This window comes from bacterium (assembly GCA_035370465.1).
GTDB lineage: Bacteria > Ratteibacteria > UBA8468 > B48-G9 > JAFGKM01 > JAGGVW01.
This window is the reverse complement of sequence record DAOOVW010000009.1, coordinates 1-16,452: the sequence shown is the minus strand read 5'-3', so window position 1 is coordinate 16,452 and position 16,452 is coordinate 1. Positions and strand designations below refer to the sequence as shown.

16 protein-coding genes and 1 tRNA gene are annotated in these 16,452 nt (G+C 29.0%); 9 read left to right on the top strand and 8 right to left on the bottom strand.

Going from position 1 to position 16,452, the window contains the following annotated elements; all coding sequences use genetic code 11:
- Positions 1–293 precede the first annotated feature (293 nt).
- Positions 294–950, bottom strand: coding sequence for an HAD-IIIA family hydrolase (locus tag PLW95_02325; protein ID HOV21501.1), 657 nt, complete (start codon positions 948–950; stop codon positions 294–296).
- 71 nt (positions 951–1,021) lie between these two features.
- On the opposite strand from PLW95_02325, the gene PLW95_02320 reads away from it, so the two are divergent.
- Together PLW95_02320 and PLW95_02315 are read left to right on the top strand one after the other, a co-directional pair.
- Positions 1,022–1,423: a hypothetical protein gene (locus PLW95_02320; GenBank protein HOV21500.1), complete on the top strand. Its 402-nt coding sequence runs from the start codon at positions 1,022–1,024 to the stop codon at positions 1,421–1,423.
- A 78-nt stretch (positions 1,424–1,501) separates the two neighbouring features.
- On the top strand, positions 1,502–2,368 hold the full coding sequence (locus PLW95_02315) for a CvpA family protein (protein ID HOV21499.1): 867 nt from the start codon (positions 1,502–1,504) through the stop codon (positions 2,366–2,368).
- On the opposite strand, the gene lepB is transcribed toward PLW95_02315, so the two are convergent.
- The 6 genes from lepB to PLW95_02285 all read right to left on the bottom strand — a co-directional run bounded on the left by lepB (position 2,365) and on the right by PLW95_02285 (position 9,592).
- Positions 2,365–2,859 carry a signal peptidase I gene (gene lepB, locus PLW95_02310; protein HOV21498.1) on the bottom strand — a complete coding sequence of 165 codons (495 nt, stop codon included), beginning with the start codon at positions 2,857–2,859 and terminating at the stop codon, positions 2,365–2,367. The two genes, PLW95_02315 and lepB, sit on opposite strands and share 4 nt — an antisense overlap.
- 50 nt (positions 2,860–2,909) lie before the next feature.
- A complete protein-coding gene (locus PLW95_02305) occupies positions 2,910–4,196 on the bottom strand; it encodes an ABC transporter permease (protein HOV21497.1) in 1,287 nt (428 codons plus the stop codon).
- Positions 4,186–4,872: an ABC transporter ATP-binding protein gene (locus tag PLW95_02300; GenBank protein ID HOV21496.1), complete on the bottom strand. Its 687-nt coding sequence runs from the start codon at positions 4,870–4,872 to the stop codon at positions 4,186–4,188. Before PLW95_02300 ends, PLW95_02305 begins: the two co-directional genes overlap by 11 nt.
- Positions 4,865–6,619 (bottom strand): efflux RND transporter periplasmic adaptor subunit, encoded by a 1,755-nt coding sequence (locus PLW95_02295; protein ID HOV21495.1) that lies wholly within the window; start codon positions 6,617–6,619, stop codon positions 4,865–4,867. Before PLW95_02295 ends, PLW95_02300 begins: the two co-directional genes overlap by 8 nt.
- Positions 6,585–8,168, bottom strand: coding sequence for a TolC family protein (locus PLW95_02290; protein ID HOV21494.1), 1,584 nt, complete (start codon positions 8,166–8,168; stop codon positions 6,585–6,587). Before PLW95_02290 ends, PLW95_02295 begins: the two co-directional genes overlap by 35 nt.
- A 311-nt stretch (positions 8,169–8,479) precedes the next feature.
- Positions 8,480–9,592 carry a Gfo/Idh/MocA family oxidoreductase gene (locus PLW95_02285; protein HOV21493.1) on the bottom strand — a complete coding sequence of 371 codons (1,113 nt, stop codon included), beginning with the start codon at positions 9,590–9,592 and terminating at the stop codon, positions 8,480–8,482.
- A 135-nt stretch (positions 9,593–9,727) separates the two neighbouring features.
- Here PLW95_02285 and PLW95_02280 point away from each other — a divergent pair.
- The 7 genes from PLW95_02280 (at position 9,728) to yidC (ending at position 13,032) form a co-directional block, all read left to right on the top strand.
- Positions 9,728–9,799: transfer RNA gene (locus PLW95_02280), tRNA-Ala, on the top strand.
- A gap of 34 nt (positions 9,800–9,833) precedes the next feature.
- Positions 9,834–10,589 (top strand): 5'/3'-nucleotidase SurE, encoded by a 756-nt coding sequence (gene surE / locus PLW95_02275; protein ID HOV21492.1) that lies wholly within the window; start codon positions 9,834–9,836, stop codon positions 10,587–10,589.
- 7 nt (positions 10,590–10,596) lie between these two features.
- Positions 10,597–10,785, top strand: coding sequence for a hypothetical protein (locus PLW95_02270; GenBank protein ID HOV21491.1), 189 nt, complete (start codon positions 10,597–10,599; stop codon positions 10,783–10,785).
- A gap of 66 nt (positions 10,786–10,851) precedes the next feature.
- Entirely contained in the window at positions 10,852–10,986 is a 135-nt protein-coding gene (gene rpmH, locus PLW95_02265) for a 50S ribosomal protein L34 (protein HOV21490.1), read from the top strand.
- A complete protein-coding gene (rnpA, locus tag PLW95_02260) occupies positions 10,986–11,285 on the top strand; it encodes a ribonuclease P protein component (protein HOV21489.1) in 300 nt (99 codons plus the stop codon). Before rpmH ends, rnpA begins: the two co-directional genes overlap by 1 nt.
- Positions 11,270–11,488, top strand: a complete 219-nt coding sequence (gene yidD, locus PLW95_02255; protein HOV21488.1) for a membrane protein insertion efficiency factor YidD — start codon at positions 11,270–11,272, stop codon at positions 11,486–11,488. The genes rnpA and yidD overlap by 16 nt, the downstream gene beginning before the upstream one ends.
- Positions 11,476–13,032, top strand: coding sequence for a membrane protein insertase YidC (yidC, locus tag PLW95_02250; protein HOV21487.1), 1,557 nt, complete (start codon positions 11,476–11,478; stop codon positions 13,030–13,032). Before yidD ends, yidC begins: the two co-directional genes overlap by 13 nt.
- A gap of 142 nt (positions 13,033–13,174) precedes the next feature.
- Here the strand turns inward: yidC and PLW95_02245 are convergent, their stop codons facing one another.
- Positions 13,175–16,108: a glycoside hydrolase family 38 C-terminal domain-containing protein gene (locus PLW95_02245; protein ID HOV21486.1), complete on the bottom strand. Its 2,934-nt coding sequence runs from the start codon at positions 16,106–16,108 to the stop codon at positions 13,175–13,177.
- Between the last annotated feature and the right edge of the window lie 344 nt (positions 16,109–16,452).

The following is a 16,452-nucleotide window of genomic DNA, read 5'->3' as shown; positions in this document are numbered from 1 at the left end:
TTAAGGTTTTTATATGTCTTTATATCCCCCCTCTTTTTGCTTCTCTTCCTTTTTTAACAACCTCTCCCCTTTTAAATCTCCCCCTCTGGGCGTAGTCCAGAGGGTGAGCCTAACCCCTCTTTATAAAATCCCTCTCTATCTCCTCCGCCACAAAGCACGACGGACAGATGCTTTAATAAAGGGAGAAGAACCTCCTTCCTTTAAAAAAGAAAGGTAAGGATGGATTTCTCTTTCATCTTTTTTTTATCTATTTTTGACACTATCTCCATATTTATTATCCAATAATTTAAAAGTTAAATCAAATGATTATTTAAAAGAAAATTTTTTAATTCAATTAAATCAGAAAAAACATTTGCTTCTTTTTCAACTTTTAAAATTTCATCAAGTGTAGAAGAACCAGTTAAAACAATATATGTATCAACTCCAGCATTCAGTCCTGTCTTCAAATCAATATCCATATCTCCGACATAAAAACATTCCTCTTTACTGCAATTAAATTTTTCGTAAATTTTTTCAATTATTTCAGGAGAAGGTTTCTTTTCTTTTACATCATCAGCAGTAAAAACCAAATCAAAATAATTGGTTATGTTAAGTTTCTCTAAAACTAAATTTGCAGCAAATTTATTTCTATTAGTAGCGATTGTTATTTTTATTTTTTTTTCTTTTAACAATAAAAGAATTTCCTTTGCTCCTTTTTGCAATTTAACATTTTCTTTATTTATATATTGTTTTTGTGTTTCTCTATATGTTTTTAAAGCATTATCTCTATCTTCTTCTTTAAAAAATTTCTTTATCAATCCAATATCTCCACCTCCAACACTTTTCTTTACTAAATGATAATCAAGTTCATTATATCCAAGTTTTCTTCTTGTAAAATTCAAAGATATATGAATTAAAGAATAGGCATCTATTAAAGTTCCATCAAGGTCAAAAATAGATATTTGTTTCATAATGTCTGATAATACCCTAAACTTTTATATGGGTCAATCGTCAAAATGAAAAAACAAAGGAGGTGAAAAAAATGAAAAAACTATTTATAGTTCTGACTGGAATATTTTTTCTTTTAAGTACTCCTGCATATCTTAAAGCAGAAGAAAAACCTAAAAAAGTTCCAAGAGAAGAAATAGCAGGAAACCCACCGAGACCAATGCCAAATGAAAATTTAAGGCAGGCAATGGGAATTAGAATTAAAATGAGAAAAATTGAAGAAGAAGCAATTAAAAATGACCCTGAACTACAACAACTTCAAAATCAGATAACGGAACTTCACAAGCAATTGAGAACAAAACTTGAGCAGAAACTTGCAAATGATACAGAGTACAAAAAACTTCAAGAAAAACTCAATACAATTAAGGAACAACAAGAAGAAAAAAGACAAAAACCAGAAGAAATAAAAAAGAAAAGGAAAAAAGCAGAAAATTAATAACTAAAATGGGGAGAGGAATTTTTCTTTCCTCTCCCCTTTCTTCTTTAATAAACCATTATATGTTATAATTTTTTTATGTTTACAGGAATTGATTTTTTAACAATTATTCTTCTTTTAATTGGAATTTTTATAGGTATTATAAGAGGATTTGTCGGAAATTTAATTGATATAATTGCTTTATGTATTGGTATCTCTCTATCTTCTATTATTTACAGAGGTCCTGTAACTTTATTTAGAAATTTTGGAATTACAGGAAATGCTATTGAATTAACCTGCTTTTTATTATCAGTTCTTATTCTTACTTTTGCTATAATTATCCTTTTTGAACTTTTAAGAAAGAGAATTGATATAAAACATATAGTTGATAGAATATTTGGGGTCCTTACTGGATTTATAATAGGAATGGTTCTTACTGGCATTATTTATATTACAATGTCATCTTCCTATGATTCAGCAAAAAATCTTCAAGAAAGTAAATTTCCAAAATATATCATAAAATATATTCCAAAAGTATATGAGAAAACAGATAAAATAGGTATAATTTTACCAAAAATGTTTTTTATATCAGATAGTTACGAAGAGGAATTTAATTATGAGAGTAAAAAAATTAAATTTGAAAAACTTAATTTTGTAAAATTTGAAAATTTAACATGTATAAAATGTAATAGTAAAGTTGAATTTGATGGCTATATACCTTATGTTGGAGCAGCATTAATTTCAAAATTTACCTGTACAAGTTGTGGAAGAATATCAGATGGCTGTCAAACATTTGAAATCTTTCATTTCCTTTATCATCAATGTCCAATTGATAAGGCAATAACAAGAATGAAATTTGACTGTCCAAGATTCCCCAATCACGAGTGGATAGCCCCAAGAGGTCCATGTCCTGTTGATAAAAAAGAACTTCCTCTCTGGGATTGGACACCACCAGAAAAATATTAAAATATTGAAAAATTTTTTAGTGGCCAGTACCGACAAATTACTTTACCTTTAATATTTTCTTCGTCAACCGGCCCCCATATACTGCTATCTTCACTTTTGTTTCTATTATCACCGAGTAAAAAATACTTCTTTTCAGGTATTTTCACTTTTAATTCATATCTCGGATGTTCTTTTATATATGGTTCTTCAAGTTTTTTTCTATTTATAAATACACTACCATCTTTTATTTCCAGTATTTCAGAAGGAAGTCCTATTACTCTTTTTGTAAGTAATTCTTTTTTACCTTTGGGTGCTTCTATTACAACAATATCCCCTCTTTGCACTACACCCTTTTTTACAGTTATAACTCTATCACCAACACAAATAGTTGGTTCCATTGAAGAAGAAATTATTTTCACAAAATGCATTTCTTTATATATAAAAAAATAACCTACAAGAAATAAAAAAACTACCAGGATAATGTCTATTAAAATTCTTATGTATATTTTCATTTCTACACTGAGGACCGTCCTCCTGTGGAGGACGGTCCTCCACCTTATTATTATTCGTATCTTAATGCTTGGATTGGGTCAAGTTCTGCTGCTTTTCTTGCTGGATAAATTCCAAAAGTTATTCCAACAGCAACAGAAATTGTGAAAGAAAGTATTATTGACCAGAAAGTAATAATTGTTGTCATTCCTGAAAATTTTGTTACAAGTTTGGGAATTATAACTCCAAGTAAAACACCAATAATACCACCAGTTCCTGAAAGAATAACTGACTCTGAAATAAACTGGTTTATAATATCCCTTTTCTTTGCACCAATTGCTCTTCTTATACCTATTTCTCTCGTTCTTTCAGTAACTGTTGCTAACATAATATTCATTATTCCAATACCACCAACAATAAGGGAAATTGCAGCAATTGAACCTAAAACAATGTTAAATATTTTTTTAGTATGTTCTGCTTGTTGAAGTAATTGTAATGGTATTAAAATTTCGTAATCACTGCTTTTGTGATTACTTAATAAAATTTTTTCAACATAAGAGGCAACTGTTAAAATTTTTGATGTATCAAGAAGGTTTATTATAAATCTGTGATATTCAACTAAATTTTTTTCCCAGTTAAATACAGGACCTCTTTTATTTGCAATTTCATATTTTCCAAAATAAACTCTACCTGTTGTAAATGGGATATATACATCAAAATTTATATCTTCACTTTCAAAACTTGTTCCTGTTAAATTAACTGCTTTTTCCTTAACAACACCAATTACTTTGAAATAATAACTTCGGACTTTTATTGTTTTTCCAACTGGATTTTCAAGAGGGAAAAGATTCTTTTTAATTGAATATCCAATAATTGCAAAATTCCTTGAATTTTTCAATTCAATATCTGTAAAAAATCTGCCATAAATAAGTTCAAGATTCATAACTTTTAAAAAGGATGGCTCTGTGGCAACAATTCTACCAGTTATCTGTCCATTTTCACTGGATATATCTTCTTTACATTCCCATGTTGGCACAACATTTTTTATAGAAGGAATTGTTTTTATTTCTTCTAAATCATCAAATTTTAATCCATAAAGACCAATAGCAGCAGCATCTTGGGATGTTTTTATAGATGAAGGTGGATTAAAACTTCTGACTATTATATTATTGCTTCCTAATTGTTTTATTTTTTCTCTTGCTTCATAACTTGCACCTTCTCCAATTGAAAGCATTGCAATAACAGATGCAACTCCAAAAACAATCCCTAAAATTGTAAGAAATGACCTTAATTTATGAAGAAAAATATTTTTGAGACCTAATTTTAAAATTTTTAATATATGATATATTTTAACTTTCATTTACAATTCTCCCATCAAGCAGTTTTATAATTCTTTTACTATAATTTGCAATGTTTATATCATGAGTAATTACTAAAAGGGTCTTCCCCTCTTCGTTCAACCGACAGAGAAGTTTCATTATTTCTTTTCCTGTAGTTGTGTCAAGATTACCTGTTGGCTCATCTGCAAGAATTATTAGTGGGTCATTTGCAAGCGCTCTGGCAATAGCAACTCTTTGCTGTTGTCCACCAGAAAGTTCAGATGGCCTGTGATATAACCTATCTGAAAGTCCAACCATATCTGCAAAGTCTTTTGCTTTTTCCATCATTAAATTCTCATCAATTCCCTGGTAAAAAAGTGGAAGAGATATATTTTCAATAACATTTAATTGAGGAATTAAATTAAATTGTTGAAAAATAAAACCAATGTATTTTGACCTTATTTCTGAAAGCGAGTTATCATCTAATTTTGAAATATCTTTGTCCTGAAAAAAATATTGTCCATAAGTAGGTTTATCTAAACACCCCAATATATTTAATAATGTTGTTTTCCCACTTCCAGATGGACCCATAATTGAAATATGTTCTCCCTTTTTAACAGATAAAGATATACCCCTTAATACCTCAAGTTCAATAGTTCCCATTTTATAAATTTTTTTAATATTCAAAAGTTCTATAACATTATTATTTTCACTCATTGACTTTTCTTTCCCCTCGTTCTCTCCTCTGCCCTCTTTTCACTCCCTGTTTACCTTCTATATTTTGACCACCCTGTATTCCCTGTTCAATTTCTGTGCTTTGTTTGCTTTCTATTTCCTGCACATTTTCTATTACCTGTTTTTCTTTACTTTCAGTAGTAATTTTCCCTTTTTCATACATTTCTTCTTTTTTTACCTCAGGTCCTAATGTTTCAGGCATCATAACAATAACTTCTCCTTCTTTTAGCCCACTTTTTACTTCTACCATTCTGTCATTACTATCCCCTAATTCAAGTTTTCTTTCCTCAATTTTATTTCCTTTAAGAACATAGCAAAATGGCAAATTTTTCTCAAATAAAACAGAAACAACTGGTATAGCAATAACTTTTGCCTTTTTATCAACTATTATTTCTACTTGAGCAGACATACCTGGTTTTAAAAAAGAAGCAGATTTATCAAAAACAACCTGAGTATTATAAACATTGATATCTGGATTTAATGACTTCATCACTGCATCAGGCATTAAGGAAATTTTTTTAACAGTTCCTTCAAATTTTGTATCAGGAAATGCATCAATAGTTATAATTGCCTTTTGACCTTCCTTTATTCTTTTGATGTTTGTTTCGTGAACTTGAACATCAACACCTAAATAATTAAAATCAGGTATATTTAATAGCTCTTGAAACTGCCGGACACTCGTTCCTGGTTGTATAGGACCTTCAGTCCTCCATGGCCTTGAACTTGTTGCATATACAACAAATCCAGGTTGAGTTGCATAAATTGTACATTGGTTAATTTGTTCCTGGACTTCTTCAAAAGTATTTTTTCTCAACAAATATGTTGCTTTTTTACTTCTCATATTGGATTCTGATTGTATTAATTTTGCTTTACTTTTATCTTTCACTCTTTCTAATTCATTTATGTTTTCTTTGTAGTCAGATAATAACTGTTCAACTTTTTTTGGAAAGTCATAATTTATAAACAATGCATATTTTAATTCAGCCATTTCTAAATTTGCCTGTCTTTGTTTACAGGAAAGTTGGTCTGCTTCAAGGTCTTTTTTTGTTATATAACCTTTTTCTGCTAATTTTACACTCCATTCAAGGTTATTTTTTGCTCTTTCAAGTTCTTCTTTTGCAATATCTATTGTATTTTCAAGGTCTTTTTTAGTATTCCATGCCTCTCCACCTAAATCAGGACTATTTATAATTTTTTTATAATCAACTTCTTTTTCTTTTAATACTGCCTCTGAAATTTTGTTTCCTAAATATTTTTCTAAATCCATTTTCGCGAATTTAACATTTAATTCTGCTTTCGTTATATCACTTTCATTTTGCTTTTTTGTAATCTCAAGTTCCTGTAATGCCTGTGTATATGCAGCCAAACTATTTTCTACATCAATTTCTAATGTGTCTAATCTATCTTCAAGGTCGTTTGAATCTAATTTCAATAAAATTTTTTTATTTTTAACATCTTCTTCTGTTATCTGGGTTCCTTCATCAACAACTCCAAGAATATTTCTGGTTCCTGGAACACGATTGATAATTTTAAGTGATTTTAAGGCAGTAACATTTCCATTTTCTATAACTGAAATAATTAAGTCCTGTTTTTTAACCGTATATGTAAGAAGTTGTGATTTTGCCTGTTTTATTTTTAAATATCTTACAACTGAAAAAATAATTATAATAACCAAAATCCCAAGAATGAAAAATTTATTTTTTATCAATTTTACCAAAAATTTCTTCATATTTATCTCCTTTCCAGACTTTTTCAATATCCACTTCTATCATTTCACAACTTAAAAGGTAATCAAGATATGCACTTATATAATTTATTGAAGCACTTGTTAATGATGTTTCTGCAGATAAATAAGCATTTTGTGCTTCAAGTAAGTCCCTTGTTTCTGCTCTTCCTGCCTGAAAAAGAAGGTCTGTGCTATCAACCCTTTTTTCTGCCAAATTTAAACTATTTCTCTGAATTAAATGTGATTGATATGCTTCTTCTAAATTTCTATAATTTTCAATTACTTCAAGTTTTACATTATCTTTTTTTTCTTCAAAATTTCTCTTTGCTCTATCAAGTGAAATCAGGGATTTTTTATAGGCATTTCTTTCTGGTAATTTATCAATAGGTAATTCAAATTCAAGTCCAGCAGAATATTCTGGTTTTGTTAAATCAAATGTTGGTCTTGATTTTTTTTCTGTTCCACTTTCTATACTCATATTCAAATTAAGAGTTCCCTTTAAATTATTAATTGCAATTTTAACCTGTCTTTCAGCATCTGCTACCATATCATAGAAAGTAATCAGGTCAAGTCGGTTCTTTAAAGCAACTTCTGTTCCACTTGTAAGGTCAATATCAAATTTTTGTATGCCTTTACTCAAAACATCTTCTACTTGTTTATCTTCTATTTCTATTTTTTCTGTTGGCTGTATACCTAAATATATTTTAAATGAGTCAACTGCATTTTTATAATTATTTGAAGCAGTTATCCATCTTTGAGAAGCAGAATATTCATCCTGATTTGCCATATCTACCTGCATTGGAGAAAGGCGTCCTGCTTGCGCTAAATTTTCATTTCTTTCTCTTATCTTTTTTAAAAACTCGTAATTTCTTCTATAGGTTTCTATATTTTTTTTCTGTGCAACAAGAGAAAGATATTTTTTTGCAATATCTGTGGATAATTGTTTTTCATACCTTAAAAAATCCCTTATTTCATATATTACATTTCTTTCTGCCTGTGTGAGACCTTCAAGAGCAATATCTTTTCCTGCTCCTCTTAAAATTGGCTGGAAAAAATTTAAGGATAAAAATGTCTGAAAATCCTTTTCTTTGTTTCCCGTAAAATATTTTAAAAAGTCCTGTGTTATATCAAAACTAATTTTGGCACCATTTGAAAGTAATTTTATTAAATTAAAATTCAAATCAGCCCCGATAGTTTCATCACCACTTTTTTCTGAACTTATATCTCCACCAATTCCATACCTTTCTTTTAATAAATATTTCTGGTATGTATAGTCTAGAATTTTTATATAAACATTTTCTTTCCTGCTTTTATAATTTCTATTATTTTCAAGACCAATTTTTATTGCAGATGAAAGGTCAAGCACTCTTGTTTCAGGAAATACATCTTCTTGTAATATGGAATCAGGCAACTTTTTTTCTTCAACCTTTTTATAACTTTTGTCCCAAATTTCTTTTATATCTTTTTCAGCACTTTTCTCATAATATTTAACAGAACAACCACATAAAATAAATAAAAATCCCACTATTATAAAAAAATATCCTTTTTTCATTTTTTGCCTTTAAAATTTATATTTAGACATATTTTATTTTAAAAAGTTTAGAGTTTATAATTCAATCCCTCTTTATTTTACTTTCCACAATATGGACAAATTACTTTTTTTTCATTATTCATAATAATATATTATCTTCAAAAAGTAATTTTATTAAATTTTTTCTCTTCCCTTTGTAAAGCCTGCCCATCCATCTTTGTGGAGGGGAAGGTAGAGATAAATTTTTTAAAATCTTCCCTACCTATACCCACCTTTGCAAAAGTTGAAGAATATAAGGATAGATTTTCCTTTTACATTTATGTTTCCTGTTTTCAGTCAACGGAAGTTGACTGAGTAGTTGCAATTTTTACTGGTTGTCCTGTTTCACTTGATTTGTAAATTGCATCAATTATTTTCATTAAAATTACTGCCTGTTCTAGTGTTGAATATGGTTCTTCTATTCCTCTGACCACATTAACAAAATTTATAACTGCTCTCTCTCTTCCCATTTTTTCATCTGGTTGAACTATAATTTTTTTATTCACTGGTTTACCATTTTCCATAGTATAAAGTTCGCAATCATCTATTGCTGTTTCATCAATTCCATCTCTACCAAAAAGTCGTCTAATCATCCCACCTGCTTTTGTTCCTTGAAATATCACAGAAACTTCTTCCCTTTTATTCATTTCAGCCCAACTATTTCTTGCAAATAAAACCTGTCCTGTCTTAAATTTTATAAATGAATGAGCAGATGTTTCAACATCCATTATTCCACCTTCAACATCTGGAATTCCCCATGGTCCCTTAAAATCAGGATTACCTGAAAAATCATAAAATGTTTGAGATAATACCCAGTCCGGCTCTGGAAATTCCATGAAATATAATGCAAGGTCTATCATATGAAGTAGGTCAATTACTGGACCACCACCTGATAATTTCTTTTGAGTGAACCATCCTCCAAAACCAGGTATCCCACATCTCCTTATCCATAATGCCTGTGCTGAATTTATTTTCCCTATATCACCATTTTTTATGTATTTCATAAGTGCCTGTGATTCTGGTCTTGCTCTATTGTTAAAATCAAACATTAAAATTTTCATGTTTTTTTCTGCTGCAATTTTCATTTTTTCTGTCTCTTTGCTATTAAGTGCTGGTGGTTTTTCACAAAATACATTTTTACCTTTTTCCAGACAATATATGGAAATTTCAGAATGAAATTTATTTGGAACACAAACACTTATAAGAGAAATCTCAGGCAGTTTTTCAATCATTTCCTGATATGAAGAGAATACATATTTAATTCCAAACTTTTTACCTCTTTCTTCTGCTCTTTTTATATCAGGGTCAGCAATTGCTATAACTTCAACATCTGTACTTAAATAACCCAAAATATGGTAATCACATATACCTCCTGCCCCAATAATCCCTGCAATAAGTTTTTTCATTTTTCTGTCCTCCTGTTCTTTATTATATCATATTTTTTATAAATATCAGTAGAAGTTATGCCTATAAATAGTAATCATTAAGCATATAATTACTTGAATTTATTATAAGTTAAAAATATAATAATAAGAGAAATAGGGGCAGTGGCTCAAAGGGAGAGCGCCAGAATCGCACTCTGGAGGTTGCCGGTTCAAGTCCGGTCTGCTCCATTAAAAAGGCAACCTGATAGGGGAATGAAAAAAGATGAAAGTACTGATAACAAATGACGATGGAATATATTCAAAGGGATTAAAAATACTTGTGGAATGTTTACCTTCTTCAATTGAAAAAATTATAGTTGTTCCAGAATTTGAAACAAGTGCTATTTCTCATGCCATAAATTTATTTAATCCCATTAGAATTAAAAAAATAGACCTTTTTTACTCTAATTGTTATATTGTAAATGGTACCCCGGTTGATTGTGTGAAAATAGGAGTAAAAGAAATATTAAAAAACCGACCTGATGTTATTATTTCAGGAGTAAATTTAGGACCAAATTTAGGAATGGATATTTTGTATTCAGGAACTGTTGCGGCAGCAGCAGAAGGCGCAATTCTTGGTATACCGTCCATTGCAATTTCAATAACAGATTATAAAAATTTTGATTTTCTTTCAATAAAAAAGGTACTTAAAAAAATTATAAAAAGTTTAATAAAAATTAAATTACCAGAAGATACAATTTTTAATATAAATATTCCAAATCTTCCCCTTGAAACAATAAAGGGAATAAAATTTACTTTTCAGAGTAAATCAAGATTTATTGAAGAATATGAAAAAAGAATAGACCCTAAGGGTGTACCCTATTTTTGGCTAAAAGGAAATTTCAAAATAAAAGGGGAAAAAGGAAGTGATGTTGATGCAATAAAAAGTGGATTTATTTCAATTACACCTTTAAATCTTATTCTCACTGATGACAAATTTTTAAAAGAACTTAAAAAGTTATATAAAAACTTTACATAATAAATTTATGCTTTTATTGAAAGTTTCATTATTTTGTAGTAAAATTTATAATACTCAGTCAACTACAATGCCTGAAAGTATAAAGACAAGAAAAGCAAAATTTCTTCATCCGTTATTGAAAGATAGAATAGTTCCTTCCTTTAATAAAGGAAGGGTAGGCTCGCCCGTAGGGCTACGCCCGAGGGATGGATTTTAAATAGGAAAATTCTCTCTACTTACTATTAAATGACAGTGGTAAATTACACATTTTTCAGGAGGAGAAATGTCAATAACATATAAACCACATAAATTAAGAAAAAAAAGAAAGATGGGATTTCGCGCAAAAATGCAAACAAAAAATGGAAGAAAAGTAATAAGCAGAAGAAGAAAAAAAGGGCGAAAAATACTCACTCCTTAATGCGAAAAAGAATATACAAAATTATTAAAGAAGGAAAGAAAGTACAAGGGGTGTTTTTTGATTTATATTTTAAAGGGAGTGATGACTATAAAATTGGATTTATTTTTTCAGGAAAGATAGGGAAATCAACTAAAAGAAATTATGTAAAACGAGTTATAAGGGAATATTGGAGAAAAAATTTGAAGGGTGGAGATTTTTTGTTTGTTTTGAGACATGAAGTTGTAAATAATAAAAGTAAAGAAGAAATAAAAAAAGAACTTCAAAAAATGGTAGAAATAGCAAAATGCGAAAAATTTTAATTTTTTTTATAAGGATTTATCAAACTATAATATCTCCATTTTTAGGAAGAAATTGCAGATTTTACCCTAATTGTTCTGAATTCACAATACAGGCAATTGAAAAATGTGGATGGAAAGGTATTTTAATTGGTATAAAAAGAATTTTAAGATGTAATGCATTTAATGAAGGTGGATATGACCCAATTGAGAGATGGATAAAATGAAAGACGAACTACGACTAATTATTGCTTTTGTATTATCAATTTTAATAATAATTTTCTTTGGTAAATTTACTTCTCAAAAACAACCTGTTAAAACACAACAACAAATTATTGAAAACACTACAAACGAAGAAAAAACATCAGAAAATGAGAAAATTACAGAAACAAAGTTGCCAAGTGAAATAGGGAAAATCGAGAAGAAATTAAGTGCCTATGAGAATAATAATTTTATAATAAAAATAAATGAAAATGGTGGTTTTATTGACCTTATAGGACTTAAAAAATACCATAGAGATGATGAAAAATATTTCCCTATAATTGAAAATAATTATTTATTTCTCACATTTCAGCAAGGTAAATTAGAAGCAATTGAAAAATTATGGAATATTGAAGAAAAAGAAAATAATATTACCCTTTGGACAAATATAGATAAATTATATATTGAGAAAGACATAACTATACCAACAAATTCACATACATTTGAAGTTGAAATAAAAATCAAAAATAATAGTAATGAAAAACAGGAAGTTGATGACTTAATAATAAATCTTTTATCTCTTAATAAAAATGAAATAAAAAAATCCCAGAATTATAATAGATATTTAAGGACTGAATTACTCATTGGAAGTAATAACAACATAATAAAAAGAAATATAACAAAAGTTAAAGGCAAAGAAACATTTGAAAATTGTAATTTTATTGCTCTTCAAAGTGAATATGCCCTTCTGCTTTATAGAACTGAAAAACCAATGGATGCTTTTATTTCAAATGAAGAAAATATTTTTACTGCTGGATTTATTGTAAATAAATTACCCATAGAAAAAAATGAAGAAAAAATACTTAAATTCAATTTTTATGCAGGACCATATGATTATTTCATTGCATCAAAAGAGGTAAAGGAAAATATTTTTGGAAATGGTTTTTTTGTTCTAATGGGCAGGTTTTTATTTGCCGCTTTATATAATATTCACAAAATTATCCCCAATTGGGGCTGGGCAATTATTTTACTTACCTTAATAATTAAAATTGTATTTTTCCCATTAACAAGAAATAGTTTGCGGTCAATGAAACAAATACAAAAGTTAAGACCATATTTACAGGATTTACAGAAAAAATATAAAAATGACCCTCAAAAAATGCAAAAAGAAATGTTTAATCTTTATAGAGAATACAAAATAAATCCGTTTGGTGGATGTATTCCAATGCTTATACAATTTCCTATTTTTATTGGTTTTTTTATTGCTTTAAGGAATTCTATTTTTTTAAGAGGTGCACCATTTATGTTATGGATAAAAGACCTTTCAGTTCCTGATACAATTTTGAGGGTAGGACATTTCCCATTAAACATCTTACCTGTTTTAATGACTTTAACTGCTTTCTGGCAACAAAAACTTACTCCATCAGACCCATCCCAAAAAGCACTGACTATTATGATGCCTCTTATGTTTCTTTTTCTCTTTTATAATTTTTCTTCAGGTCTCCTTCTATACTGGGTAACAATGAATATAATGGGTATTGTAGAACAGTATCTAATCCGCACCAAATAAATTCATTAAAATTTAAAATAGCCAATTGATAGCATTTTTATATCAAGAGCATAATAAAAATTAACATTATCTCTTGCTTTAATCTCACGGGCTACGCCGACAGGGAACCTGTGGAACTAAGTATTTATAATATAAGTTATTTTTATAACTCAATATCCAGCGTCAAAATTTGAAAAGGGTGGACCGTTATTTTTATATTATATTTACTACATTTTATCTGTTTTATTCTATTTTCAATTGCATCGGAAATATATATCTTTCGCACCGGTCTTGTAAAGTTAATTTCAATATCCTGTTCTTTCCCAAACATTTCCACCATTCTCAATATATAACTCTCTCGACCAATCGCTTTTTTAAAGGAAGTGGGAAGAATATTCCCTCTTATTAAGAATGGATAGAATTCTTCTGACTTTGTTTCTCCAGATATTGTTATAATAGGAGTATTGTATTCCATTGCTAACTTTGTTATTTCAAGTGCATTTAATTTACCAAATTGTAGACGATAACAAATATGATGAAATCCACTGTCAGGTTTTGTATCCGGTTCATATGGATTTCTCAAAAGTGTAAGAGATAAGTTATTACCATTTATGTAATATCCATGTTTATCTTTATTAAAAAGTGTAACCCAGTAATTCTTATCTTTAAGGGCTGCCCATCTTAATGCAGGATATTCCTGGTATGTTATCTGTCTTTTTATTGCTCCAAAAGGCACTTCAAAATATGCTTCTGGATGTTCCATATTTACATTAAAACTTACTCTAAGCATAGGTACACCATCTTTATTATTCCCTTCTTGTTTCCATTCTATTTCATTCTCAAAGTCAATAAATGGTAATTGGCTATAAAGTATAATTTTTTGTAATATTTCTGATTCCATATATTTTCTTTTTATTTTTATAACTGTATATAGCGGATATTCCTCAATTTCAATGCTTTCAGCATCAAGTAAATAATCCTGGCGGTATATGTTTCCTATATTCCAAGCACTCATAGAGTGCGGTTGTTCCCAATTTACACTTATAAGATTGCCTGCCTTTTCTGCCAACCAGCATGAAATATCATCTGACTTGGGATACAAAGGTACAAGAACATTACATTTATTCTTTTTATCATAAAGGGTTCTGATAAGACCTGTGGTATGGTCTATTTTAATTCTATAAAATTCAGTTTCATAATCATTATTTATTTTTTTTATCACTTTTGATTGACATTGCATTTTGTTTTTGGATAAAATTGTTTTATAACCATAACCATCTATTTCATCAATTATTATTTCCTTTGGAATAATGAATCGTCTTTTCCATCCTAATGGATTAAATACAATAATTTTATCTTTACTTTTTTTATAAGATAAATTATCCATCATCTCTTTAATAAGTATTTCTCCGTTCTTTTTTACTCCTTCTGCCAATTTTGATGAATATTCATATGAAGAGTGTATGGCTGAACCATCAAGGATATCGTGGAATTGATTAAAAAGAATTGATTGCCACATCTCCTCTATTTTCTTTTCTTTTTCATTATCTATCCCTGTTATTGCTGAAAGTGTTTCAATAGTGTGCATAAGTGTTTCACATTCTCTGTTGTTCTTTTTTATATCACTGTGTGTGGTATAGCATCCTTCATAGACGGTGTTTAATTCACCTTTACAAATAGGTATTTTATTTCTGTATTTTTCAATTTCATTGAAATATTTTTCTGCTGTAGAAAATACAAGTGTTGGAATTACAGGTTTTTCTTCCATCATATTTTTTCTTTTTATATCTTTTTCTGTGGGACCTCCACCATGGTCTCCTATACCATAAACAAAAAGAAAATTATGGAGTTTATATTTATTCAGATATTCTATAAAATTTGGCATTATCTTTTCTGGTAAGATGTAATTGTTGTAAATGCTATTGAACGAAATTACTTCACTTCCATCTATACCCTTCCATCTGAAAAGGGGAAATCCCTTCCCACATCTCATAAAATAGTAGTATTTCATACCTGCTGATGCTAGTATTGAAGGAATTGTTATCGGATGTCCAAATGTATCAGGAGACCAGAAAATTTTTGTTTTTGTATTCAACTTTTCCAATGAATATTTAGTTGAATAAAGAATATGCCTAATAATACTTTCTCCATCAATCATATTGAGGTCACTTTCAACCCATGAAGATGCTGTAAGTTCCCACCTACCTTCTTTTATTCTACTTTTCACTTTATTAAAAAGTTCATTGTTATGTTCTTCTACTATTTTATATATATGTGCTTGACTCTGTGAAAATGTTAAATCAGGATATTTCTCCATAAGTTTGGTTACTGTTTCAAAATCTCGCAGACAGGTATTTATTGTATCTTCATATGTCCAGAGCCAGTTTATATCAATATGTGCATGACCTATAAGGTGGATACAGAATTTTTTTGCATCATTTCTGAATATCTCAAGTATTTTTTCTGCTTCTTTTATATCACATAAAACATTCTCCCAATGCCTTTGTGTAATATCATCAAGATTGATTATATTTATTGCTTTTTCTACATACTTCTTCAATGATTTTTTTTCACCAGCAAGTGCAAGAGCAAACTTAAGTTGATAAAGAATTGAGTTAATCTCAAAAAGAGTAGTTTCTATTTTACTTATACTAATTTTTGCCCAGAAGTATCCTAATCCATCTCCCGCAGGTGTTTTAAATACAATTAGCATCTTATCCCCTGCTTTTGCCTTTTGTATAAGAGGTATGGGAGTGCCTATTTTATCAGCCCAGAACTTATGAGTATATACTTTCTTCCCATCTATAAACATTTCCACTCCACTAGGGAAACAAAAAGTAATATCAATATCACTGTTTTCTATATCTATTCCCTCAATTTTCTTAGGAACTGTCAGGTATGTTCTAAAATACGCCGGACCTTCTTTTAATGACCATGTAGTAGTTGTTTTATCTTCCCAATCAGTATCATCTAATTCTAAAGATTCTCCATTTTTTACTATTCCCTGCTTAAATTTCCAATGGGTAAGAGACATTTGTGCTTCAATATTATTCTGCAATTTTTTTACTTCGTCTTCCCATAATTGTAATTTTTCCATAAAATTTGCCTCCTTAATATATTTTTGTATTATAGTTCGCATCATACAAAAATCAAATTTTGGGCTTTCTTTAAAAATTGTTTTATTGAAAATATATTACTTAAATGATTGATTTAGTTAACTTTGGTATTCAAAACACAGCAAATTATAAGTGATACTTCTAATTTCTAATATCCTTAAAAGTAATTGTGTTTATATTCCTTCAAAGATGTAAATTCCTATATATTTTGGTGGAATAGATTTTTCTAATATAAATTTTGAATTATTTAGTGTTTTATCATTTAATTTCCCACGGCATTCCTCAAAAATAATCTCTTTGAAAGAGAGTAGTTTCCTCAAAAATA